The sequence below is a fragment of the Streptomyces sp. NPDC003038 genome (genome assembly GCF_040611115.1).
In the GTDB taxonomy this organism is placed as follows: domain Bacteria; phylum Actinomycetota; class Actinomycetes; order Streptomycetales; family Streptomycetaceae; genus Streptomyces.
Map to the genome: position 1 here is coordinate 124,637 of NZ_JBEXNN010000004.1, position 22,762 is coordinate 147,398.

The window sequence follows — 22,762 nt, forward strand, 5'->3', positions numbered from 1 at the left end:
CAACGGTGTGGAGAAGTCATCTGATCCTGTGCACAGGATGCGCGAACCTGTGGGTCGGCGGTGGACAGAGGGGTCGGAGGTGCTGTGGACGAAAAACTTGTCCACAGCCTGTGGATGAAGGTTGCGCACAATTCCACAGGGGTGTGACCTGCCCTGATGGTGCCTCACCAAGAAGGCCTGTGGACAGATTGTGGGTAGCGGGCGCCGTCCCCAGGGTGTGGACGGGAGAAAGTCCCCGAATCTGTGGATGAGTTGCTCCGCAGGGGGCGTATTCGAACAGGTCAGGGGCGCGCGCATGAAGAAGAGCGCCCCCGCAGTGATCCGGGAGCGCCCTCTGAAAGCGTGTGAGGAGGCCATGGCGTAGCCCTGCCGCAGCTGTCGGCGGGGCCGGCTCAGGCGTTCTTGATGCGGTTGGTGAGCTCCGTGACTTGGTTGTAGATGGAGCGTCGCTCCGCCATCAGGGCTCGGATCTTGCGGTCCGCGTGCATGACGGTGGTGTGGTCCCGGCCACCGAACTGCGCCCCGATCTTGGGGAGGGACAGGTCGGTGAGCTCCCGGCACAGGTACATGGCGATCTGCCGTGCCGTGACCAGGACGCGGCTGCGCGAGGAACCGCACAGGTCGTCCACGGTCAGGCCGAAGTAGTCGGCGGTGGCCGCCATGATGTCGGAGGCGGTGATCTCGGGCGCGCTGTCCTCTCCGCCCGGGATCAGATTCTTGAGGACGTCCTCGGTGAGGCCCAGGTCGACCGGCTGCCGGTTGAGGCTCGCGAAGGCCGTGACCCGGATCAACGCTCCTTCGAGCTCGCGGATGTTGCGCGAGATGCGGGAGGCGATGAACTCGAGGACCTCCGGCGGGGCGTTGAGCTGCTCCTGGACGGCCTTCTTGCGCAGGATCGCGATGCGGGTCTCCAGCTCGGGCGGCTGGACGTCGGTGATCAGACCCCACTCGAAGCGGTTGCGGAGCCGGTCCTCAAGGGTGACGAGCTGCTTGGGCGGCCGGTCGGAGGACAGCACGATCTGCTTGTTGGCGTTGTGGAGCGTATTGAAGGTGTGGAAGAACTCCTCCTGCGTCGACTCCTTGCTCGCGAGGAACTGGATGTCGTCGACGAGCAGGATGTCCATCTCGCGGTAGCGCTTGCGGAACGCGTCGCCCTTGCCGTCGCGGATGGAGTTGATGAACTCGTTGGTGAACTCCTCGGAGCTCACGTACCGCACGCGGGTGCCGGGGTAGAGGCTCCGCGCGTAGTGCCCGATGGCGTGCAGCAGGTGCGTCTTGCCGAGGCCCGACTCCCCGTAGATGAAGAGCGGGTTGTACGCCTTCGCGGGCGCCTCGGCGACGGCCACCGCCGCGGCGTGCGCAAAGCGGTTGGAGGCACCGATGACGAAGGTGTCGAAGAGGTACTTGGGGTTCAGGCGGGCGGTCGGCTCGAGCGGGCCCGAGGTGGAGCCGCCGGACGGGGCCGGGGCGGATGCGGGCCGGCCGGGCGCCTGGCGCGGCGGGGGCTGCTCGTACTGCTGCGGGTCATAGGGGGACTGCTCGTACTTCTGCTGCTCGTAGGAGCCCTGGTCGTAGCCGGAGGACTCGGACTGCTGCTGGAGGTACCCCGGCTGCGGGGAGGCGTACGGGTCGCGCTCGGGAAAGCCGCCGAGACGGGGCTGCTGCCAGCCGTAGTCGTCCTGCTGACCGCCCCGGGGCCAGGCGCCGGGCTCCGGGCGCTGCTGCTGGTAGTCCGGGTAGGCGGGGCGGGCGGTGGGGAGCTGGTCGTCGGAGGGGCCGGCGTGTCCGCCGGGATGGGTGTGGCCGCCGGGGCGCTGGCCGCCGTAGGGCTCGTACGCGTCGCGCTGCTGGGTGGGGGCGGGATGCGAGGGTTCGCCGGCCGAGTCGTCCACGGTGATGGCGATCCGGATGGGGCGTCCGCATTCCCGGCTGAGCGCGTCGCTGATCAGGGGGGCGAGGCGGCCTTCGAGGACGCGTTTGCCCCACTCATTGGGGACGGCCAGCAGTGCGGTGTCGGCGACGAGGGCCAGGGGCTGGCAGCGCTCGACCCACTGCTTGTCCTTTGGCTCGATCCCCGGCTGTCCCTCCCCGAGGAGCTTTTCGAGCACCCTTGGCCACACTGCGGCAAGATCGGCAGGTACGTCAGCCACAGAGCACGCTCTCTCACAGGGGTCCCACGAATGTGTGGTTCTTTGGGACGGTCGGGACAAAAAATCAGGGGTCGGGCAACGGTAGTCAGGGCGACGGGTACGGTTCAAGTCGTTGTCCACAGCCTGTGCACAGTGTGGGGCACCGTCGGCTCGGTTTGACCGGATGGCGTAGCCGCGCGTACCGTAACGAGGTCGAGTTGTCGATGGCTGCTGCCGCCTGCCTACCGATGGGCGAAGGTCACTATTAGTGATCGTTTAGCGGTGCCACTCGGGCGAACACGCGAGTTTCCTCGTGGGCGCACGGTGACAGCCAGGCGATGTCCCGCCACAACGATTCATTCTCTGGAGCCCCCGAGTGAGCAAGCGCACCTTCCAGCCGAACAACCGCCGTCGTGCCAAGACCCACGGCTTCCGTCTCCGGATGCGTACCCGTGCCGGTCGCGCGATCCTGGCGAACCGCCGTGGCAAGGGCCGTTCCGCCCTCTCCGCATAACAACGCGCAGGTCGTGACGTCGTGCTGTCTCCGCAAAATCGGCTGAGGCGGCGCGAGGACTTCGCGAGCGCGGTACGTCGAGGTCGTCGGGCCGGTCGCCCTCTCCTCGTCGTCCACCTACGTACAAGCGGTGCAACGGACCCGCACGAGCCGGGGGAGATCGATCCCTCGACGCGTGCGGGTTTCGTCGTCAGCAAGGCCGTCGGCATCGCCGTCGTCCGTAACCGGGTGAAGCGCCGTTTGCGCCATCTCGTCCGTGAGCGGCTGTCCCAGCTGCCCGCCGGTAGCCTGGTGGTGGTACGTGCCTTGCCCGGAGCGGGCGATGCCGGCCCCGACGAACTGGCCCGGGACCTGGATGCCGCTCTGGCGCGGCTCCTGGGAGGCGTGGCTCGATGAAGTACCCGCTGCTCGCTTTGATCAAGCTGTACCAGTGGACGATCAGTCCGCTGCTCGGGCCGGTGTGCCGCTACTACCCCTCGTGCTCGCACTACGGGTACACGGCCATCGACCGGCATGGTGCGGTGAAGGGGACGGTTCTGACCGCCTGGCGGATCCTGCGGTGCAATCCGTGGTCCCCGGGTGGTGTGGACCACGTCCCACCTCGTAAACGCCCGCGTTGGCACGAGCAGCTGCGCAGTGCGTTGCGTAGATCTCGCAATGCTCAAGGAGCCTGATTAGTGGACACGATTGCCAGTCTGTTCAGCTTTATCACCACGCCCGTCTCGTGGATCATCGTCCAGTTCCACAAGCTGTACGGTGCGATCTTCGGCGTGGACAGTGGGTGGGCCTGGGGCCTGTCCATCGTGTCCCTGGTGATCTTGATCCGTATCTGTCTGATCCCGCTCTTCGTGAAGCAGATCAAGGCGACGCGGGGTATGCAGGCGCTCCAGCCGAAGATGAAGGTGATCCAGGAGCGTTACAAGAACGACAAGCAGCGTCAGTCCGAAGAGATGATGAAGCTGTACAAGGAGACGGGTACCAACCCGCTCTCCTCGTGCCTGCCCATCCTGGCGCAGTCCCCGTTCTTCTTCGCGCTCTACCACGTGCTGTCGAGCATCGCCAGCGGCAAGGAAGTCGGCGAGATCGACGGGCCGCTGCTCGCCAGCGCCCGTGAGGCACACATCTTCGGCGCGCCGCTCGCGGCGACGTTCACGGACAGTGCGGCGAAGGTCGCGGCCCTGGACGCCTCGATCACCGATGTGCGTGTCGTGACCGCCATCATGATCGTCCTGATGTCGCTGTCGCAGTTCTACACCCAGCGTCAGCTGATGCAGAAGAACGTCGACCTGTCGGTCAAGACGCCGTTCATGCAGCAGCAGAAGATGCTGATGTACATCTTCCCCGTGATCTTCGCGGTCATGGGCATCAACTTCCCCGTCGGTGTTCTCGTCTACTGGCTGACCACGAACGTGTGGACCATGGGTCAGCAGATGTACGTGATCAACCAGAACCCGACCCCGGGCAGCAAGGCGCAGGACGAGTACCTGACGCGTCTGCTGAAGCACATCAGCACCCATGGTGACCTCAAGCGCCGGAGCAGGAAGAAGGTCGTCGCGGCGATCGTGGCCAAGGGCCCGGACCGCAATGACAACGAGCGCAAGTTCATCACGGCTCTGACGAAGCAGGGTATGGCCGCGCAGGCGGACGGCTCTGTGATCAAGAGTTCTGAGGCCACGGCCGACTCGGATGCGGCGAGCGGCGGTGCCGCGAAGCGGCAGCAGCCGAAGCGGCAGTCGAAGTCGCGGCGTCAGACGCCCAGCAAGCCCTCTCCCAAGAAGTAAGAAGGAGTCCCTCCCGTGACGGAAGGCACCACCACCGCCGCCGCTGAGGGTGGCGACACCCTGACCCGCCTCGAGCAGGAGGGTGAGATCGCGGCTGACTACCTCGAGGGTCTGCTGGACATCGCCGACCTGGACGGCGACATCGACATGGACGTCGAGGCCGACCGGGCCGCGGTGTCGATCGTCAGCGATTCCGCCCGTGATCTGCAGAAGCTCGTGGGGCGCGACGGTGAGGTTCTGGAGGCTCTGCAGGAGCTGACCCGCCTCGCCGTGCACCGGGAGACCGGGGACCGCAGCCGGCTGATGCTGGACATCGCCGGGTTCCGTGCGAAGAAGCGCGAGGAGCTGACGGCACTGGGCGCTCAGGCCGCGGCGGACGTGAAGGCGTCCGGCGAGCCGATGAAGCTGGCGCCGATGACGCCGTTCGAGCGGAAGGTCGTCCACGACGCGGTGGCGGCCGTCGGTCTGCGCAGCGAGTCCGAGGGCGAGGAGCCGCAGCGCTTCGTCGTTGTGCTCCCTGCCTGAGCGGTAACGAGAGTGTTCGGCCCCGTCTGTGTCGCAGGCGGGGCCGATGTTTGTCAGCCTGGCACGTGAACGAAGCGACATCGTAAAGACGTGGGTTTACCCATCTTGCGGAACGGAAGGACGGTCCCCGTGACGGAGGCAGCGGAGCTTCCCCCAGCGCCCGAAGAGGCGCGCGCGGTGTTCGGTGAGTTTTTCCCCGAAGCTGTGCGGTATGCGGAGCTGCTGGCGGACGCGGGGGTTGAGCGGGGCCTGATCGGGCCGCGTGAGGTGCCGCGGCTGTGGGAGCGGCACCTGCTGAACTGTGCGGTCCTGTCGGAGGTGGTGCCCCAGGGCGTCACCGTGTGCGATGTGGGCTCGGGGGCCGGTCTGCCCGGTATCCCGTTGGCTCTGGTGCGGCGGGATCTGAAGATCACGCTGCTGGAGCCGCTGCTGCGGCGGACGACCTTCCTTCAGGAGGCCGTGGAACTGCTGGGACTGGACCATGTCACGGTGGTGCGCGGGCGCGCCGAGGAGGTGCTGGGCAAGGTCCAGCCGGTGCATGTGGTGACGGCGCGCGCGGTGGCTCCGTTGGACCGGCTGGCCGGCTGGGGTGTGCCGCTGCTGCGTCCGTACGGGGAGATGCTGGCGCTGAAGGGCGACACCGCCGAGGAGGAGCTCGTGGCGGCGAAGGCCGCGCTGGCGAAGCTCGGTGTGGTGAAGACCTCGGTGCTCCACGTGGGTGAGGGTGTGGTGGACCCGTTGTCGACGGTGGTGCGGGTCGAGGTCGGTGAGAGTCCCGGTGGGGTGAGGTTCGCGGCCAAGCGGGCCAAGGCGGCCCGGGTCAGTCGTACGCGCCGACGTCGCTGATGGTCCGATGCGCTGCGTTTCGGCGGTGATTTCGGGTGTGTTGGGCCCTGTTGGTATGGATTTCGGAGTGTCGTAGCGGCCTGAAGACTCCGTCCGGGCATCGTGTTTCACGTGAAACGTCGCTCTCTGCTGCACGGAATCATCAGCCGCGGTCGTGCGGCATCATCCGCCCGTGACCGTAAGGACGCGAGGGGGACGGAGTTGTCCACATCGGTGGATTCATCCACAGGAGTACGGGCCCCGCTGGTTCGCGACCCGGGTGACATGGCAGTCTCTGTTCATCGCGAGCCTGATGTCGAGGAGAGTGACACCGTGCGGTCCGACGCCAACCTCGCGGGGCCGATGGCCGATCCGGTCCCCGGTCCCCGCTCTGAATCGGCGGGCGAGGATGTTTCACGTGAAACATCGTCGCCCCTCGTAGACAACGACACCCCCATCGGTCGATCCGCCCAGCTGGCCGTCGAGGCGCTGGGCCGTGCCGGCCAGGGGCTGCCCCGACCGCAGCAGACCAGGGTCATCGTGGTCGCCAACCAGAAGGGCGGCGTGGGCAAGACCACGACGACCGTGAATCTGGCGGCTTCGCTGGCCCTGCACGGGGCGAGGGTCTTGGTGGTCGACCTCGACCCGCAGGGCAACGCGTCCACCGCGCTGGGTATCGATCACCACGCCGATGTGCCGTCCATCTACGACGTGCTCGTGGACAGCCGGCCGCTGCTGGAGGTCGTCCAGCCGGTGGCGGATGTGGAGGGCCTGTTCTGCGCTCCCGCCACGATCGATCTGGCGGGTGCGGAGATCGAGCTGGTGTCGCTCGTCGCGCGGGAGAGCAGGTTGCAGCGGGCGATCCAGGCGTACGAGCAGCCGCTCGACTACATCCTGATCGACTGCCCGCCGTCGCTGGGGCTGCTGACGGTGAACGCGCTGGTGGCGGGCGCCGAGGTGCTGATCCCGATCCAGTGCGAGTACTACGCGCTGGAGGGGCTGGGTCAGCTCCTGCGCAATGTCGACCTCGTGCGCGCCCACCTGAATCCGACGCTGCACGTGTCGACGATCCTGCTGACGATGTACGACGGCAGGACGCGGTTGGCCTCGCAGGTGGCGGAGGAGGTGCGTACCCACTTCGGCAAGGAGGTGCTGCGGACGAGCATCCCGCGGTCGGTGCGTATTTCCGAGGCGCCGAGCTATGGGCAGACGGTGCTCACGTATGACCCGGGTTCCAGTGGCTCCCTCTCCTATCTGGAGGCGGCGCGGGAGATCGCGTTCCGTGGGGTCGGAATGCAGTACGACGCCCAGCAGGCCCATCTGGGCACGGGCATGAACAGCACGCAGAGTGTGGCGGAGGGGATCCAGTGAGTGAGCGACGTAGGGGCCTGGGGCGGGGACTCGGTGCGCTGATCCCCGCGGCTCCGCAAGAGAGGACGCCGCCGGCGATCAGTGCCGGCTCGACGTCTCCGTCGGCGGTGCCGGTGCTGACTTCGGAACGAGGGGTCCCGGCGGCGAAGCTGGCTTCGCTGGCGCAGACCGATGTTTCACGTGAAACATCGTCGGCGGTCGTGCCGGCGCCTGCGCCCGAGCCCGGCCCGGCGACCGAGGCCAATGAGGTGGCGGGGGCGACATTCGCCGAGCTGCCGATGGATTCGATCACGCCGAACCCGCGGCAGCCGCGTGAGGTCTTCGATGAGGACGCGCTGGCGGAGCTGGTGACTTCCATTCAGGAGGTGGGACTGCTTCAGCCGGTGGTGGTGCGGCAGTCGGCTCCGGGTCGCTATGAGCTGATCATGGGTGAGCGGCGATGGCGGGCGTGCCGGGAGGCCGGGCTGGAGCGTATTCCGGCGATCATCCGGGCGACGGACGACGAGAAGCTGCTGCTGGACGCTCTCCTGGAGAATCTGCACCGGGCGCAGCTGAATCCGTTGGAGGAGGCCGCGGCGTACGACCAGCTGCTCCAGGACTTCAAATGCACGCATGATCAGCTGGCGGACCGCATCGGGCGCTCGCGTCCGCAGGTGTCGAACACGCTGCGGCTGCTGAGGCTGTCGCCGTCGGTGCAGCGCCGGGTGGCAGCCGGAGTGCTGTCGGCAGGGCATGCGCGTGCGCTGCTGTCGGTCGAGGACTCCGGGGAGCAGGATCGGCTCGCGCATCGGATCGTGGCCGAGGGGCTGTCGGTGCGTGCGGTCGAGGAGATCGTGACGCTGATGGGGTCGGAGCCTTCCAGCACGGTGAAGCCGAAGGGGCCGCGGGCGGGTGCTCGGGTGGCTCCGGCGCTCAGCGAGCTGGCGACGCGGCTGTCGGACCGGTTCGAGACGCGGGTGAAGGTGGATCTGGGCCAGAAGAAGGGAAAGATCACCGTCGAGTTCGCCTCGATGGAGGATCTGGAGCGGATTCTGGGAACGCTGGCGCCGGGCGAGGGCCGGGTGCTGGAGCAGGGTCTTTCCGGGGAGTGATCCCGGACCGCTGAGGGGCGGGTCGTGCCGGTGGTAACCGGTGCGGTCCGCCCCTTCGCTGTGCCGCGCTGTCGGCCGCCGTGCCGGGCCGCGCCGTCTGTGCTGTCGAAGGGCTGTGCCGTCGAAGATGGGCGGCCCAGTGGATACGATGCGGTCATGGGTCGTCGGCTGGTACCGCTCACGCTGGACAACCTCCAGGATCTGCCCCTCCGTTGTCGGTCCTGTGTGTTCTGGGAACTGGACCCGGTCAGCGGTGACGCCGCCGTGAAGGCGGGTACCGCGGAGCTCCAGAAGGAGGCGTGGATCTCCGCCGTCCTGTTGGAGTGGGGCTCCTGCGGTCGCGTGGTCTATGTGGACGAGGTGCCCGTGGGCTTCGTGCTGTATGCCCCACCGGCGTACGTGCCCCGGGCCACGGCGTTTCCGACCAGTCCGGTGTCTCCGGACGCGGTGCAGCTGATCACGGCGTGGATCATGCCGGGCTATCAGGGGCAGGGCCTCGGGCGGGTGATGGTCCAGACGGTGGCCAAGGACCTGCTGCGGCGGGGGTTCCGGGCGATCGAGGCGTTCGGGGATGCGCGGTGGGAGGGCCCCGCCTGTCTGCTGCCGGCGGACCATCTGCTGGCGGTCGGCTTCAAGACGGTACGGCCGCACCCGGTGCATCCGCGGTTGCGGCTGGAGTTGCGGTCGACGCTGTCGTGGAAGGAAGACGTGGAGCTGGCGTTGGACCGGCTGCTGGGCGCGGGGAGGAAAGAGCCGGCGCTGCGTCCGCTGTGAGCCGGATGTGAGAACGGGACCGCCCTTGAGGGGCGGCCCCGTTTCACGTGAAACACAGCACCGTCAGGCGGTCTTGACCTCGACGAAGTCGGCGAGGTCGCGCAGGATGGCGGCCTTCGGCTTGGCGCCGACGATGGTCTTGGCGACCTCGCCGCCCTGGTAGACGTTGAGCGTCGGGATCGACATGACGCCGTACTTGGCGGCCGTGGCGGGGTTCTCGTCGATGTTGAGCTTGACGATCTCGATCTGGTCGCCGTACTCGGCTGCGATGGCCTCGAGGGACGGCGCGATCTGGCGGCACGGTCCGCACCAGGCGGCCCAGAAGTCCACCAGTACGGGCTTGTCGCTCCTGAGGACCTCGGCGTCGAAGTCTGCGTCGGTCACGTTCTTGAGGGTGCCGGCCACAGCGGCCTCCTTCTTTTCCTGCGGGGTGTGGGGTGGGGGGTGGTTCGGGGGTCAGACCGTCGCGTGGGCGTGCTCGGCGTCCGCGAGGGCGGCGAGGAAGCGTTCGGCGTCCAGGGCGGCGGAGCAGCCGGTGCCGGCGGCGGTGATGGCCTGACGGTAAGTGTGGTCCACGACGTCGCCCGCGCCGAACACGCCGGTGAGGTTCGTCCGGGTGGAGGGGGCGATGACCTTGAGGTAGCCCTCGTCGTCCAGCTCCAGCTGGTCCTTGAACAGCTCGGTGCGCGGGTCGTGGCCGACGGCGATGAAGAGGCCGGTCACGGGCAGCGCGGAGGTCTCACCGGTCCTGGTGTTGCGCAGGGTGAGGCCGGAGAGCTTCTGCTCGCCGTGGATCTCGGCGACCTCGCTGTCCCAGGCGAACGTGATCTTCGGGTCGGCGAACGCACGGTCCTGCATGGCCTTCGAGGCGCGGAGGCTGTCGCGGCGGTGGACGATCGTGACGGACTTGGCGAACCGGGAGAGGAAGGTGGCTTCCTCGATCGCGGTGTCGCCGCCGCCGACGACGGCGATGTCCTGGTCCTTGAAGAAGAACCCGTCGCAGGTGGCGCACCAGGAGACACCGCGGCCGGAGAGCGCGTCCTCGTTGGGGAGGCCGAGCTTGCGGTGCTGGGAGCCGGTGGTGATGATGACGGCCTTCGCGCGGTGCACGGTGCCGGCGGTGTCGGTGACGGTCTTGATGTCACCGGTGAGGTCCACGGTCACGATGTCGTCGGGGACCAGCTCGGCGCCGAAGCGCTCGGCCTGGGCGCGCATGTTGTCCATGAGGTCCGGGCCCATGATGCCGTCCTGGAATCCGGGGAAGTTCTCGACCTCGGTGGTGTTCATCAGCGCGCCACCGGCGGTGACGGCACCTTCGAAGACCAGAGGCTTGAGCGAAGCACGTGCGGTGTACAGGGCGGCGGTGTAACCGGCCGGCCCGGAGCCGATGATGATCACGTTTCGGACGTCGCTCACGGGTTTCTTCCTCGTCTCTGCGGACTGCGTGCTGCTTACCGGGGGGCCGGTGTGGACTGTCACCCCACCCAACGGATCCTACGGCGCATGCATTCCCTGCCTGTCCCTGTGCGGACCTCAACGTGTCAGCTTCGAGGGTAGGTGCTGGTCAGCAGAGGCTTCTCGGGGGTGGCCGAAGCGCTGTTCTCGCATCCCGCGGCGATGAGATAGGCGTCCACGCGGGTGGAGTCGCCGGGGTGCGGCAGGACGAGGAGGTAGACGTCGGCCCCCTGGTAGGTGCCGCGTTCGGTGGCGAGCGGGAGGTCGGGGCGTCCGGTGGCGCTCTGGACGCATCCCGGGACCGGGGTGGCCCTGCGGTCATCGGGGGTGAGTCCCGGAGCGGTGGGGGTGTTCTCCATGCCGTAGGTGTTGTTCTGGTTCCCCGGGTCGGTCTTGGCGCCCTGGCCGGAGGCCAGGAGCTGCTGGACGCTGCTTCGGAGCCCCTGGGCGGTGTAGGTGTCGTCGCCGGAGTGCCGGGTGGCGGAGCTAGGGGCGTCGGTGCGGGCGGCGGTGTCGCGGGGCGGTGTGCCGGAGAAGCCGTTGAACAGGAAGATTCCGAGTGCGCAGGCTGCGGCTCCGGCCAGGCCTGCCAGTACGGCGATCCGGCGGCGCGCGCGGCGTCTGCCGGGACCGGATGGGCCGGACGGGTGACCGGAAGGCCGGTGTGCGGCGGGGCCGACCGGTGCGGCGGGCGATGTTTCACGTGAAACATCGCGATCCGCTGCGGCGGCACGGGGCGCGGTGGAGTCCAGGAGCGCTTCGGCGGCGAGGGCCGCGTCGATGCGGCCCACGATCTCGGCGGGCATCCGGGGCGGCCCCGGGAGGGTGCCCAGGAGGCCGCGGATCTCGTCCAGGGAGGCGCGGACATCGGCGCACAGGGCGCAGTCGCCGAGGTGGCGGCGGACTTCGGCGGAACGCGACGGGGAGAGGAGTCCTTCGGTCAGGTCGGAGATCTCCGAGACGTCCGGGTGCCGGATCGTGCCGGTCGTGCCGGGCATGCCAGTCGCCGGGGTCATGGTCGTCCACCTCCGCCCTTCACAGCGTCTGGGTCTGGATGCCTGGGGTCTGCCGCTGGTGGGACGGCTGTCCCCGGCGTCCGGTTCCTTCCCCGCTCGAATGCGGTGTTATCCCCGGCATCGGCGCGCAGATGAGTGAGCATCGGGACGAGTTTCGCGCGCCCGCGGGCGCACCGGCTCTTCACGGTGCCGGTGGGGACGTCGAGGATGCGGGCTGCTTCGGCGACGGGGTATCCCTGCATGTCGACGAGGACCAGCGCGGCTCGCTGTTCGGGCGGGAGGGTGCTGAGAGCGGCCAGGAGCTCGCGGTGGAGGTCCTGGCGCTCCGCGGGGGCCTCGGCGGATTCGTGGGGCTCCAGAAGGCGCTCCAGGCGGTCCGTGTCGTCGAGGGGCGCGGTCCTGCGGGAGGCGGCCTTGCGGGCGCGGTCGAGGCACGCGTTGACGGTGATGCGGTGCAGCCAGGTGGTGACCGCGGATTCACCGCGGAAGGTGTGTGCGGCCCGGTAGGCGGAGACGAGGGCGTCCTGCACGGCGTCGGCGGCCTCCTCGCGGTCGCCGAGGGTACGCAGGGCCACGGCCCACAGCCGGTCTCGGTGACGGCGTACGAGCTCCCCGAAGGCGTCGGGGTTTCCGGCGGCGTGCAGGGCCAGGAGTTCCTGGTCGCTGCTGCCGCCGGGTGTCGCGTCGTCCAACGGTGAGCCCTCCCCGGTTGTGCGGTCAGCCCGTGAACTTCACGTCCGTGATGCCCTGCTTGTACCCGGGATCGCTGTACTCGTAGGTGCTGGAATGGGGCATGGCGGTGATCCACAGGAGTACGTAGCGCGTCTTGACCGGTGTTTCGACGGTCAGTTGAAGGGCGCTTTCCGAGGTGGTGGTCCCCGCGATCTTCTTCATGGAGCCGACGGAACCCTTGGGGCTCTTGGAGTCGGTCGCGTACAGGGCGAGGGTGGTGTGGTCGCCGGCGAACTTCAGCGTTATCGAGGCGGAGGTGACCTCGTGCTCGGCGCCGAGGTCGTAGACGATGCCGACACCGTCCTTGACCTTCATCTCGGGGCCGTCGTAGAAGCTCTTGGTGCGCCAGTAGGTGGATACGTCCCCGTCGTAGCTCTTGGAGACGCCGTCGGCGTTCTGCGCGGTGCCGTCCGGGTAGTACTCCTGGGCACCCTTGATGTCGAGGGGTGCGGGTTCCTTCTTCTGCGCGGAGTCGTCAGTGGTGGACTGCGTCTGGCCGGTGCCGCCGGTGCCGCCGCTGTCGCCCTGGTTGCCGCGGTCCAGGAGGGTGTCCGCCAGCTGCCAGCTGCCGAGGCCGAGGGCGGCGATCAGCAGGGCGGCCACACCCCATTTGAGGGCCCTGCCGGTGCGGCTCTGCAGCGGGGGCGGCGGCGGAACGACGGTGACGGTCTGGCCGGTGGGCATGCCGGAGGGTGTGGGCCGGCCGTAACTGCCTTGCTGGTAGGTGGTCTGCTGGTATTCGGGCGGGGCGGTGAACGCCGGTTCGGGCGGCCTGATGCGGGGCATCGCGGCGACCGCCTTGGCCAGCTCCTCGGGGGTGGTGCAGGCGGGTTCCTGGCGGGAGGCGGTGGCCCCGTCGTTGGCCAGGGCGCGCATGGCGAGTTCGCCCAGACCCCGGTGGACGCCGGCCCGGACCTGGTCGGGAGCGATGAGGCCGACGCCCTTGGGTAGCCCGGTGAGGCCGTAGGCGTCGTTCTCGTACGGCCAGCGCTGGGTGAGGGCGGCGTAGAGGAGTGCGCCGATGGCTTCGGTGTCGGCGCGCTGCGGGGTCTCGCTGGTGATGCCGCGCAGGGCGGCGTTCACGGCGAGGCCGCGGATGCGGTACTGGCCCGTGGAGGTGCGCAGTATCGCGCTCGGGGTCAGGCGCAGGTGGGCGAGGCCCTCGCGGTGTGCGGCGGTCATGGCCTGGGAGATCTGGCTGACGAGCTGGTAGGCCTCGTGGGCCTCGAAAGGACCGGCGGCGAGGAGTGCGGTGAGCTCGGTGGCGTCGGGCAGCCATTCGTGGACGACGTAGACGAGGTCGTTCTCTTCCACGGCGTCGAGGACCTGGACGAACCGGGGGTCGCCGAGCAGGGCGGAGGAGCGGGCGGCGGCCAGGACGGACCGGGCCCGCGGGTGGTCGGCGGGCAGCAGGTGGACGCCCACGGCCCGGCGCAGCTTCTCGTCCATCGCGCGCCAGCTGCTGAATCCGTCCACACGGGTGACGCATTCCTCGAGGCGGTAGCGCCTGGCGAGTTTGTGGCCGCTGTGGAGTTCGGGTGCGGCCGCGGGGGCCGCGTTGGTGCGTTCGCCGTCCTTCTCGGGCATGGGTCCGTCCGCGGCTCGTGCGTTCTGGGTGTCCACCCCGTCGGCCGTGGCCTTGACCGCTTGCGCGGTCAGCGGCTCGTCGCCGCTGTTGTCGGCCACGTCGACGGCAGCCGTGCTACGTTCCGCCACCGTCGTTCCCGCCTCCCCATCCGTTGCGCGCTGTAGGCCAGTCTGCGAAGCCATGCCAATTGTGCCCACAGTCCGCCGCTATGCACGACACGCGAAGGGGGGCGACGGTTGTGCGCATCAGCGCCCCAAACGTCCGCGAACCATTCCGACCATGGCGTTGAGTTCTTCGATCCGCATCCGCTTGGCGGCGATGAGGAACACGGCTGCCAGGGCGATGGTGCCGGCGAGGAGGGCGGCGGCGGAACCGATGACTCCGCTGCCCAGCCACTGGGTGACCCCGTAGGCGGCGCCGCCTGCCGCGGCGGCGGCCGGGACGCAGGCGCCGGTGAGGCGGGCGTAGGTGCGCATCACGTGGGCGCCGTCGAGGTCGCCGCCGAGGCGGGTGCGCAGGCGGCGCCAGGCGACGCCGACGCCGACGGTGTAGCCGAGGCCGTAGGCGGCGGCCATGCCGACGACCGCCCACCGCGCGGGGAGCACGAAGAAGGAGGCGGCGGAGACCGCCGCGTTGACGGCGGCCACGATGACGGTGTTGTAGAAGGGCGTTCGGGTGTCCTCGTAGGCGTAGAAGCCGCGCAGGACGACGTACTGGACGGAGTACGGGATCAGTCCGAGGCCGAAGGCCATCAGGACGTAGCCGATGTTCTGGGCGCCGGCGCCGGATCCGGCGTAGAGCAGGGTCGCCATGGGGACGCCGAGGGCGAGGAAGGCGAAGGCGCAGGGCACGATCGCGACGGCCGAGGTGCGCAGCCCGTAGGAGATGTCGTCGCGGACGGCGGCGGCGTCCCCGTCGTGCGCGGAGCGGGAGATGCGGGGCAGGACGGCCGTCATGACGGAGACGGTGATGATGGCCTGCGGCATCTGCCACAGCAGCAGTGCGTAGTTGTAGGCGGTGATGCCGGTACCGGGGTGGCCCTGCTTCTCGGCGACGGAGCCGGCCCAGGTGGCGAGCTGGGTGACGACGACGAGGCCGATCTGGTTGGCGAGGACGAAGAAGAACGTCCACTTGGCCAGGCGGGCGGCCTTGCCGAGGCCGTGGCCCTTCCAGTCGAAGCGCAGGCGCGGGGCGAAGCCGGCGTCGCGCAGGTAGGGCAGCATCGCGAGGGCCTGGACGGTGAGGCCCAGGAGGGTGCCCAGGCCGAGCAGGCGGACGCCGTCGGCGGTGACGGTGGTGGCGTTGACGCCGGAGGTGGTGAAGCCGCCGAAGGCCCAGATGAAGGCGCCGAAGGTGGCGATGACCACGATGTTGTTGAGGACGGGGGTCCACATCATCGCGCCGAAGCGGCCGCGGGCGTTGAGGATCTGACCGAGCACCACGTGGACGCCCATGAAGAACATGGTGGGCAGGCAGTAGCGGGCGAAGGCGACCGCCACGTCCATCTGCTGGGGGTCCGAGGCGATCTTCGGCGACATCATCGTGATGAACACCGGTGCGGCCAGGACGCAGATGGTGGTGATGGCGGCCAGCAGGACCACGACGAGGGTCAGCAGCCGGTTGGCGTAGGCCTGTCCGCCGTCGCTGTCGTTCTTCATGGCCCGGACCAGTTGCGGGATGAAGACGGCGTTGAGTGCGCCGCCTCCGACCAGCACGTAGATCATCGTGGGCAGGGTGTTGGCGATCTGGTACGTGTCGTTGAACGTGCCGACACCGATGGCTCCGGCGATGACCAGGGTCCGCAGGAAGCCGGTGATGCGGGAGACGATCGTGCCGGCGGCCATGAGGGCGCTGGATTTGAGGAGGCTGGAGGCGCGTCCGGCGGGCTTGCTGGGTGCCGGGGCGGCCACGGGGGCCTCCTCGGCGGGGGTGCGGGGCGCCGCCTGCTGGTCCCGGTAGAGGTGGGCGAAGGCGTCCGGTTCGGGCTGTTCCTCGGAGGCCCTGGTGACGAGGGAGTCCACGCCGACGAACTCGGTGGTGGTGGGGCGGTCGCCGTACGGAAGGTGGCGCGAGGGCCCGTCCGGCTCGGGCGGCGGGGTCTGGGCCCAGACGCGCGGGTCGGGGGCGTACGCGGGCGCCGTGGGCGCCGCGTAGAGCGGACCGGGCTCCTGGTAGGTGCCGGGCGGCGGCGGGGGGTGCGCGGCCCGGTCGTACAGGACCTCGGCGACGGGATCCTGGGCGGACAGGTCCTGGGACCGGTACGGGTCGTAGTCGTAGGCATCCTGGACATACGGGTCGTGGTCCGGCGCGGGCGCAGGTGCGGGAACCTGCCCGGGCACCGGGGTGCCCGGGGCAGTGCCCTGGGAGGGCGCAGGCCCACCAGTGCCCTGCGCGCGGTCACCGTCGTACGGCGCGTTCATCGAAACCCCACCTCATCGTCCCCTGGCCGACCGGCCACAGCGTCGCTCAACGGTCCACTGTCTCACCCGTGCCGGACCCGTCCGTGCTTTGCGGTCCGGTGTCCGGGGACTCATCACTCGGCTGCGTGCTCTCCTCGGCGGCGGCACGCGCCGCGACGCGCTTGCGGCTGGCGTACATCTTGACGCCTGCGAGGACCAGGAGGAGCACACCGCCGGCGATGACGAGCATGACGGTGGGGGTGATCTCGGTGGCCTCGACGGTGAACTTGCGTTCCTTGCCGTAGGGGACGCCGTCTTTGGTGAAGAGCCGCGCGGTGACCTCAACCGGGCCGCTCGCGGTGGCGTTGGCGTCGAACTTGATCGTCTGGCTGTGTCCGCCCTGGACCGTGACTTCCTGCTCCGCCTCGCCGCTGTCGCCGAACATCAGGCGGGTGGGGTTGGCGGACTTGACGCGCAGGACGAGGCCGTGGACGTCCTGGAGGAGGCTGTTCTGGACGCTGACCGGGATGGTGGCGCTGCGTCCGGAGAGGGTGGCGTCCGACTTGGGGATGACCTTGACCTTCTCGGTCAGACCGATCAGGTACTCCTGCGCCTGGTCCCGGTAGATCCGGGCTTCCTCGGGGCGGCCGCGCCAGGAAACGGACATCTCCCGGTTGGTGGTGTTGCCGAAGGGGATCTCGACGCGGTCGGGGGCGGCGAGGATGACCTTGAAGTGGTCGACGGTGTTCTGGGTGGTGCGGATCTTCTCGAAGGCGGACACCGGCAGCTCCTGCTTGCGCAGCGCCTCGGGATACTGCCCGGCTCCCGGTACCTGCGTGGCGGCGCCGGGGTCCGGCTTGGCCGCGGCCGCGGCTTCGAGGTCCGCGGGCTGGCTCCAGCGGCCGGCCTGGAGGCCGCGTACCGCGGCGGCCATCGTCTCGACCTGGCTGACGGACGGCATCCGCTGCGGGGCGACGACGAAGCTGCGCTGCTCGTCGGTCGGCTCGAGGTTGAGGGCGAGGCTGTGGGAGAGGAAGCGCTGTACGGCGAGGATTGAGTTCTCGGCGTTCAGCATGTCGCCTTCGAAGGCGGTGGAGAGTTCGGTGTCCGCGACGACGGCGGTGGTGCCCGCGCCGATGGGCCGGGCGGCCGAGGGGGTGTGGGCGAGGGCCCCGGTCTCCGCGAGGCTGTCACTGCGCGTGAGGACGTTGTGGGCGCCGGCCGAGGTGGCCACGTTGACGATCGCCGGGTCGATGGCGCCGTTCACGGGCCAGGAGAAGTCGGTGGAGGCGGGCACGTGCAGGACCGTCTCGACGGCCTGCTTCGCCTTGTCGGTGGCGGGCCGCAGCTGTCCCAGGGTGCCGGAGACGTCCTTGCCCTGGTGGGCGAGGGAGGCGAGGTCGGGGTCGGCGAAGGGCAGCGCGACGACCTTCTTGCCCTGGACGGCGGCTTCCAGGGAGCTCAGCCACTGCTCCGCGACGGCCTTGTTCTTGCCCGGGACGGACTTCCCGTCGGGGGTGCGGACCCGGTACCCCTTGGTCATGGCGTCGACCGTGGCGAGCAGGTCGGGGTCGATGACCCAGGTGACGGGCAGCTCCTTGCCCAGAGCGACCATCCGCTCCAGGCGGCCGCCCGTCCGCAGTTCCTCGGTGAGGGAGTCGTCGAGGAAGACGGGGGTCTGCAGCTCGTCCGAGCCGGTCTCCGCCGTCACGCGGGTGGTGGAGATCAGCGGCCACACGTAGGTGAGCTGCGAGCGTTTGGCCGCAGCCTCCGGCTGCCAGGGAAGGAAGGTCCGCTGGATGCCGAGGACCTGCTCGGAGGGGCGGCTGGGGGTCACCCCGGACAGGGAGACCCCGAGCTGGTAGACGCCCTCCTTGTCCAGCTCCAGCTTGTTCACCGGGACCGTGAGGGTGAACTGCCGGCCGACCTTCGAGGGCAGGGAGGAGATCTTCACGGCGTAGGCCGAGTCGATCTCGCCCGGGTCGGCCCCGGGGCGGAAACCGTTGCGTTCCGCCGCCTCCTCGATGGCGGAGCGGTCTCCCAGGGCGGGTCCGACCCGCAGACCCACATGGGCCTCGGTGATCGTCTCGCGGCTGTTGTTGACCACGGTGCCGGAGATGGTGAGGGTGTCGCCCTTGACCGGAGCGGTGGGGGCGAGGTGGTCGAGCTGGATGTCGACGGCCGCCTCGGCGGCCTGTGCCTTCGGGGCGGGCGAGTAGACCAGGGCGGCGAGCACCGGCGTCCCGGCGAGCAGGACGACCGCGCGCCGCAGCCACCGGCGCCGGACAGGGGCGGGGACTGGCCCCTGGATGTCTGCCGCCTCGGCCACGCGCTAGCCCGTCCCTCGAAATGTCAGTGGTCGTCGTCTGTGCGTCCACGCATGGTAACGAGACCTGCTGTGCGCGAGTGCCGCGCCTTGCTCCACATGATCGGCTGGACCCCGCCAGGGCCCTGTGCCGGGGTCGCCGTAAAAGGGGGAAGCCCCCGCCGGGCCGGGCACGTACCCTTTTCTGTTGTGCCGAACGCCAACGAAGACAACCCCAGTGCCCTGAGTCAGGTGCAGCGCCGCGCGGTGAGTGAACTGCTGCGGGTCGCCCCTGTCGCCGACGAGCTCGGCCGCCGATTCCAGGAGGCGGGCTTCAGCCTCGCCCTGGTCGGCGGGTCCGTCCGCGACGCGCTGCTCGGGCGTCTCGGCAATGATCTCGACTTCACCACCGATGCCCTGCCCGAGGAGGTCCTGAAGATCGTCCGGCCGTGGGCGGACTCGGTGTGGGACATCGGTATCGCCTTCGGGACGGTCGGTGCGCAGAAGGCGGCCCGGGTCGCGGACGCCGAACGGAACTTCCAGATCGAGGTGACGACGTACCGCTCGGAGGCGTACGACCGCACCTCGCGCAAGCCCGAGGTCTCCTACGGTGACTCGATCGAGGAGGACCTGGTCCGGCGCGATTTCACCGTCAACGCCATGGCCCTGGCCCTGCCGGAGCAGGAGTTCATCGATCCGCACGGCGGCCTGGAGGACCTGGCTGCCGGCATCCTGCGCACCCCCGGCACCCCGGAGGACTCCTTCTCCGACGATCCGCTGCGGATGATGCGGGCGGCGCGGTTCGCGGCGCAGCTGGACTTCGAGGTCGCCCCGGAGGTCGTGGCTGCGATGAAGGCGATGTCGGACCGGATCGAGATCGTCTCGGCGGAGCGGGTCCAGGCCGAGCTGAACAAGCTGATCCTCTCCGCCAACCCGCGCAAGGGCCTCGGCCTGCTCGTGGACACCGGGCTGGCCGACCGGGTGCTGCCCGAGCTTCCCGCGCTGCGGCTGGAGAGCGACGAGCACCACCGGCACAAGGACGTCTACGACCACTCCCTGATCGTGCTGGAGCAGGCGATGGCGCTGGAGGAGGACGGCCCGGACCTGGTGCTGCGGCTCGCGGCCCTGCTCCACGACATCGGCAAGCCCCGCACCCGCCGGTTCGAGAGCGACGGCCGGGTCTCCTTCCACCACCACGAGGTGGTGGGCGCGAAGATGACCAAGAAGCGCATGACCGCGCTGAAGTACTCCAACGACATGGTCAGGGACGTGTCCCGGCTGGTGGAGCTGCACTTGCGCTTCCACGGCTACGGGGACGGGGAGTGGACCGACTCCGCGGTACGACGCTATGTCCGCGACGCCGGTCCGCTGCTGGAGCGCCTGCACAAGCTGACCCGGTCCGACTGCACCACGCGCAACAAGCGCAAGGCGAACGCCCTCTCCCGTACCTACGACGGGCTGGAGGAGCGCATCGCGCAGCTCCAGGAGCAGGAGGAGCTGGACGCGATCCGGCCCGACCTCGACGGCAACGAGATCATGCGGGTGCTGGAGGTCGGCCCTGGTCCGGTGATCGGCAAGGCCTACGCCTTCCTGCTGGAGCTACGGCTGGAGAACGGCCCGATGGAGCGCGAGGAAGCGGTCGCCGCGCTCAAGGAGTGGTGGGCCGCGCAGGCCTGACGGGTACGGCTGTCCGAGTCGGTGCGGTCGATGTTTCACGTGAAACCGTCGGGGTGGTCGATGTTTCACGTGAAACATCGACGCGGGCGGCTTACGAGCGTCGCATCAGGAGCGTCGTGGTCGCGGCGTAGAGCGCGGTCACGCACAGGATCAGGATCGTGGACCGCCCGTCCGGGGGAAGCATGAGGGCGGCCACGCCGGCCGCGCCCACGAACGCCACGTTGAACAGCACGTCGTAGACGGAGAAGACGCGGCCGCGGAACTCGTCGTCCACCCGGAACTGCACGACGGTGTCGGTGGAGATCTTGGCGCCCTGAGTGGCGAGCCCGAGGATGAACGCGGCGGCGAGTATCGGCTCGGGGGCGAAGAACAGGCCGAGCGCCGGGACGAGGACGGCGGCGCCGGCGGAGCAGGCGGTGATCCAGCCCCGGGTGCCCAGCCTGCCCACCATCCAGGGGGTGACGACGGCGGCCGTGAAGAATCCGGCTCCGGAGACACCGACCGCGAGGCCCAGCAGGGCCAGCCCTTCGGATTCGTTGTCCGACCAGGAGTGGCGGCAGAGCATGAGCAGCATGACGGTCAGCGCCCCGTAGCAGAACCGCATGATGCTCATCGCGGCGAGCGCCTGGGCTGCGTCTCGCCGGTCGGCCAGGTGCCGCAGCCCCTGGGCCATGCCGCGGACGGTGTGGACGACCCCTTCGGCGACCGAGGGGCCGGGGCGGCCCGGCGGGTGGTCGGGTCCGAGGAGGCCGATGGCAAGGCGCAGGGAGACGAGCGCCGCGCACAGGTAGAGCGCGGCGCCGAGCAGGACGACGAGGGCGTCGGAGTCGGAGGCCAGCAGGCGGACGAGGAACGCCAGCCCTCCACCGGCGGTCGCCGCGAGGGTTCCGGCGGTGGGGGAGAGAGCGTTCGCGGTGACCAGCTGGTCGGGGCCGACGACATGGGGCAGGGAGGCGGCGAGCCCCGCGAGGACGAAGCGGTTGACCGCGGTCACGGACAGCGCCGAGGCGTAGAACAGCCAGTCGGGGACGTGCGCGACGATCAGGATTCCGGTGACGCAGGCGAGGAGGGCCCGCAGCAGATTGCCGTAGAGGAAGACCTGGCGGCGGCGCCAGCGGTCGAGCAGCACTCCGGCGAAGGGGCCGATCGCGGAGTAGGGCAGCAGCAGTACCGCCATGGCCGAGGCGATGGCCGCCGGCGAGGTCTGTTTCTCCGGGGAGAACACCACGTAGGTGGCGAGCGCGACCTGGTAGACGCCGTCCGCCGCTTGGGAGAGCAGCCGTACGCCGAGCAGGTTGCGGAAGTCCCTCAGCCGCAGGAGCACGCGCAGATCCCGTACGACAGGCATGAGGCAAAGGGTCACACACGCGGAGGGTCCCCGGGCGCATTGCCCGGGGACCCTCCGCGGAAGAACAGCCGAAGTCCAGGTGTCCAGAGGACCCTTGGGGTTCGACTAGCGCTCGACCTCGCCCTTGATGAACTTCTCGACCTGGGCGTAGGCCTCGTCGTCGAAGTACTGCACCGGCGGGGACTTCATGAAGTAGCTGGACGCCGACAGGATCGGGCCGCCGATACCGCGGTCCTTGGCGATCTTCGCGGCGCGCAGGGCGTCGATGATGACACCGGCCGAGTTCGGGGAGTCCCACACTTCGAGCTTGTACTCGAGGTTCAGCGGGACATCGCCGAAGGCGCGGCCTTCGAGGCGGACGTAGGCCCACTTGCGGTCGTCGAGCCACGCCACGTAGTCGGAGGGGCCGATGTGGACGTTCTTCTCGCCGAGTTCACGGTCGGGGATCTGCGAGGTGACGGCCTGCGTCTTGGAGATCTTCTTCGACTCCAGGCGGTCGCGCTCGAGCATGTTCTTGAAGTCCATGTTGCCGCCGACGTTGAGCTGCATGGTGCGCTCAAGACGGACACCGCGGTCCTCGAACAGCTTCGCCATCACACGGTGCGTGATGGTGGCGCCGACCTGCGACTTGATGTCGTCACCGACGATCGGGACACCGGCCTCGGTGAACTTGTCAGCCCACTCCTTGGTGCCGGCGATGAAGACCGGGAGGGCGTTGACGAAGGCGACCTTGGCGTCGATGGCGCACTGGGCGTAGAACTTCGCCGCGTCCTCCGAGCCGACGGGCAGGTAGCAGATCAGCACGTCGACCTGGCGGTCCTTGAGGATCTGGACCACGTCGACCGGAGCCTCGGGGGACTCCTCGATCGTCATGCGGTAGTACTTGCCCAGGCCGTCCAGGGTGTGGCCGCGCTGCACGGTCACACCGGTGTTCGGGACGTCGCAGATCTTGATGGTGTTGTTCTCGCTGGCGCCGATGGCGTCCGAAAGGTCGAGGCCGACCTTCTTCGCGTCGACGTCGAACGCGGCGACGAACTCGATGTCACGCACGTGGTAGTCGCCGAACTGGACGTGCATCAGACCGGGGACCTTGGCCGCCGGGTCGGCGTCCTTGTAGTACTCGACGCCCTGCACCAGCGAGGCGGCGCAGTTGCCTACGCCGACGATGGCTACGCGAACCGAACCCATTCCGGTTGCTCCCTGTTTGTTCTCGGACGAGGCCTGCGAGATGC

General features: G+C 69.2%; 19 protein-coding genes and 1 pseudogene. 10 read left to right on the forward strand and 10 right to left on the reverse strand.

Annotated elements, in window-relative coordinates; all coding sequences use genetic code 11:
* Positions 1 to 392 precede the first annotated feature (392 nt).
* Positions 393 to 2,150 (reverse strand): chromosomal replication initiator protein DnaA, encoded by a 1,758-nt coding sequence (gene dnaA, locus ABZX75_RS07140; RefSeq protein ID WP_355408722.1) that lies wholly within the window; start codon positions 2,148 to 2,150, stop codon positions 393 to 395.
* Positions 2,151 to 2,505: 355 nt separating this feature from the next.
* On the opposite strand from dnaA, the gene rpmH reads away from it, so the two are divergent.
* From rpmH to ABZX75_RS07185, 9 genes and pseudogenes are all read left to right on the forward strand, one after another.
* Complete coding sequence (gene rpmH, locus ABZX75_RS07145; protein ID WP_112448007.1) at positions 2,506 to 2,643, forward strand: 50S ribosomal protein L34; 138 nt, start codon at positions 2,506 to 2,508, stop codon at positions 2,641 to 2,643.
* 21 nt (positions 2,644 to 2,664) lie between these two features.
* Positions 2,665 to 3,039, forward strand: a complete 375-nt coding sequence (gene rnpA, locus ABZX75_RS07150; RefSeq protein ID WP_355408725.1) for a ribonuclease P protein component — start codon at positions 2,665 to 2,667, stop codon at positions 3,037 to 3,039.
* Positions 3,036 to 3,290, forward strand: a pseudogene (yidD, locus tag ABZX75_RS07155) (membrane protein insertion efficiency factor YidD); the annotation flags it as partial. The gene rnpA and the pseudogene yidD, both read left to right, overlap by 4 nt.
* 30 nt (positions 3,291 to 3,320) lie before the next feature.
* Positions 3,321 to 4,424: a membrane protein insertase YidC gene (gene yidC / locus ABZX75_RS07160; protein WP_355408727.1), complete on the forward strand. Its 1,104-nt coding sequence runs from the start codon at positions 3,321 to 3,323 to the stop codon at positions 4,422 to 4,424.
* Between the two features lie 15 nt (positions 4,425 to 4,439).
* Positions 4,440 to 4,949, forward strand: coding sequence for a R3H domain-containing nucleic acid-binding protein (locus ABZX75_RS07165; protein ID WP_355408729.1), 510 nt, complete (start codon positions 4,440 to 4,442; stop codon positions 4,947 to 4,949).
* Between the two features lie 129 nt (positions 4,950 to 5,078).
* Positions 5,079 to 5,795 carry a 16S rRNA (guanine(527)-N(7))-methyltransferase RsmG gene (gene rsmG, locus ABZX75_RS07170; protein WP_355408731.1) on the forward strand — a complete coding sequence of 239 codons (717 nt, stop codon included), beginning with the start codon at positions 5,079 to 5,081 and terminating at the stop codon, positions 5,793 to 5,795.
* Positions 5,796 to 6,059: 264 nt separating this feature from the next.
* A complete protein-coding gene (locus tag ABZX75_RS07175) occupies positions 6,060 to 7,145 on the forward strand; it encodes a ParA family protein (RefSeq protein WP_355408733.1) in 1,086 nt (361 codons plus the stop codon).
* Positions 7,142 to 8,236 (forward strand): ParB/RepB/Spo0J family partition protein, encoded by a 1,095-nt coding sequence (locus ABZX75_RS07180; RefSeq protein ID WP_355408735.1) that lies wholly within the window; start codon positions 7,142 to 7,144, stop codon positions 8,234 to 8,236. Before ABZX75_RS07175 ends, ABZX75_RS07180 begins: the two co-directional genes overlap by 4 nt.
* A gap of 156 nt (positions 8,237 to 8,392) precedes the next feature.
* A complete protein-coding gene (locus ABZX75_RS07185; RefSeq protein ID WP_355408737.1) occupies positions 8,393 to 9,010 on the forward strand; it encodes a GNAT family N-acetyltransferase in 618 nt (205 codons plus the stop codon).
* Between the two features lie 63 nt (positions 9,011 to 9,073).
* Here ABZX75_RS07185 and trxA read toward each other — a convergent pair whose 3' ends face one another.
* From trxA to ABZX75_RS07220, 7 genes are all read right to left on the reverse strand, one after another.
* Positions 9,074 to 9,415: a thioredoxin gene (gene trxA, locus ABZX75_RS07190; RefSeq protein WP_030839308.1), complete on the reverse strand. Its 342-nt coding sequence runs from the start codon at positions 9,413 to 9,415 to the stop codon at positions 9,074 to 9,076.
* A 51-nt stretch (positions 9,416 to 9,466) separates the two neighbouring features.
* Entirely contained in the window at positions 9,467 to 10,426 is a 960-nt protein-coding gene (gene trxB, locus ABZX75_RS07195) for a thioredoxin-disulfide reductase (RefSeq protein ID WP_355408739.1), read from the reverse strand.
* Positions 10,427 to 10,551: 125 nt separating this feature from the next.
* Entirely contained in the window at positions 10,552 to 11,481 is a 930-nt protein-coding gene (locus ABZX75_RS07200) for a hypothetical protein (protein WP_355408741.1), read from the reverse strand.
* Positions 11,478 to 12,173, reverse strand: a complete 696-nt coding sequence (gene sigM, locus ABZX75_RS07205; protein WP_355408743.1) for an RNA polymerase sigma factor SigM — start codon at positions 12,171 to 12,173, stop codon at positions 11,478 to 11,480. The genes ABZX75_RS07200 and sigM overlap by 4 nt, the downstream gene beginning before the upstream one ends.
* Before the next feature lie 25 nt (positions 12,174 to 12,198).
* Positions 12,199 to 13,929 carry a protein kinase family protein gene (locus ABZX75_RS07210; RefSeq protein WP_355408745.1) on the reverse strand — a complete coding sequence of 577 codons (1,731 nt, stop codon included), beginning with the start codon at positions 13,927 to 13,929 and terminating at the stop codon, positions 12,199 to 12,201.
* Positions 13,930 to 14,046: 117 nt separating this feature from the next.
* On the reverse strand, positions 14,047 to 16,221 hold the full coding sequence (gene murJ / locus ABZX75_RS07215; RefSeq protein WP_355408747.1) for a murein biosynthesis integral membrane protein MurJ: 2,175 nt from the start codon (positions 16,219 to 16,221) through the stop codon (positions 14,047 to 14,049).
* Positions 16,222 to 16,267: 46 nt separating this feature from the next.
* The gene (locus ABZX75_RS07220) at positions 16,268 to 18,529 is read right to left on the reverse strand and encodes a DUF6049 family protein (protein ID WP_355408749.1); all 2,262 of its coding nucleotides are present in this window, start codon (positions 18,527 to 18,529) and stop codon (positions 16,268 to 16,270) included.
* A 186-nt stretch (positions 18,530 to 18,715) separates the two neighbouring features.
* Here ABZX75_RS07220 and ABZX75_RS07225 point away from each other — a divergent pair, with 186 nt between their 5' ends.
* On the forward strand, positions 18,716 to 20,182 hold the full coding sequence (locus ABZX75_RS07225) for a CCA tRNA nucleotidyltransferase (RefSeq protein WP_355408751.1): 1,467 nt from the start codon (positions 18,716 to 18,718) through the stop codon (positions 20,180 to 20,182).
* Between the two features lie 91 nt (positions 20,183 to 20,273).
* Here the strand turns inward: ABZX75_RS07225 and ABZX75_RS07230 are convergent, their stop codons facing one another.
* Both ABZX75_RS07230 and ABZX75_RS07235 read right to left on the reverse strand, forming a co-directional pair.
* Positions 20,274 to 21,530, reverse strand: coding sequence for an MFS transporter (locus ABZX75_RS07230; RefSeq protein ID WP_355408753.1), 1,257 nt, complete (start codon positions 21,528 to 21,530; stop codon positions 20,274 to 20,276).
* Positions 21,531 to 21,635: 105 nt separating this feature from the next.
* A complete protein-coding gene (locus ABZX75_RS07235; protein ID WP_355408755.1) occupies positions 21,636 to 22,718 on the reverse strand; it encodes an inositol-3-phosphate synthase in 1,083 nt (360 codons plus the stop codon).
* Positions 22,719 to 22,762 lie beyond the last annotated feature (44 nt).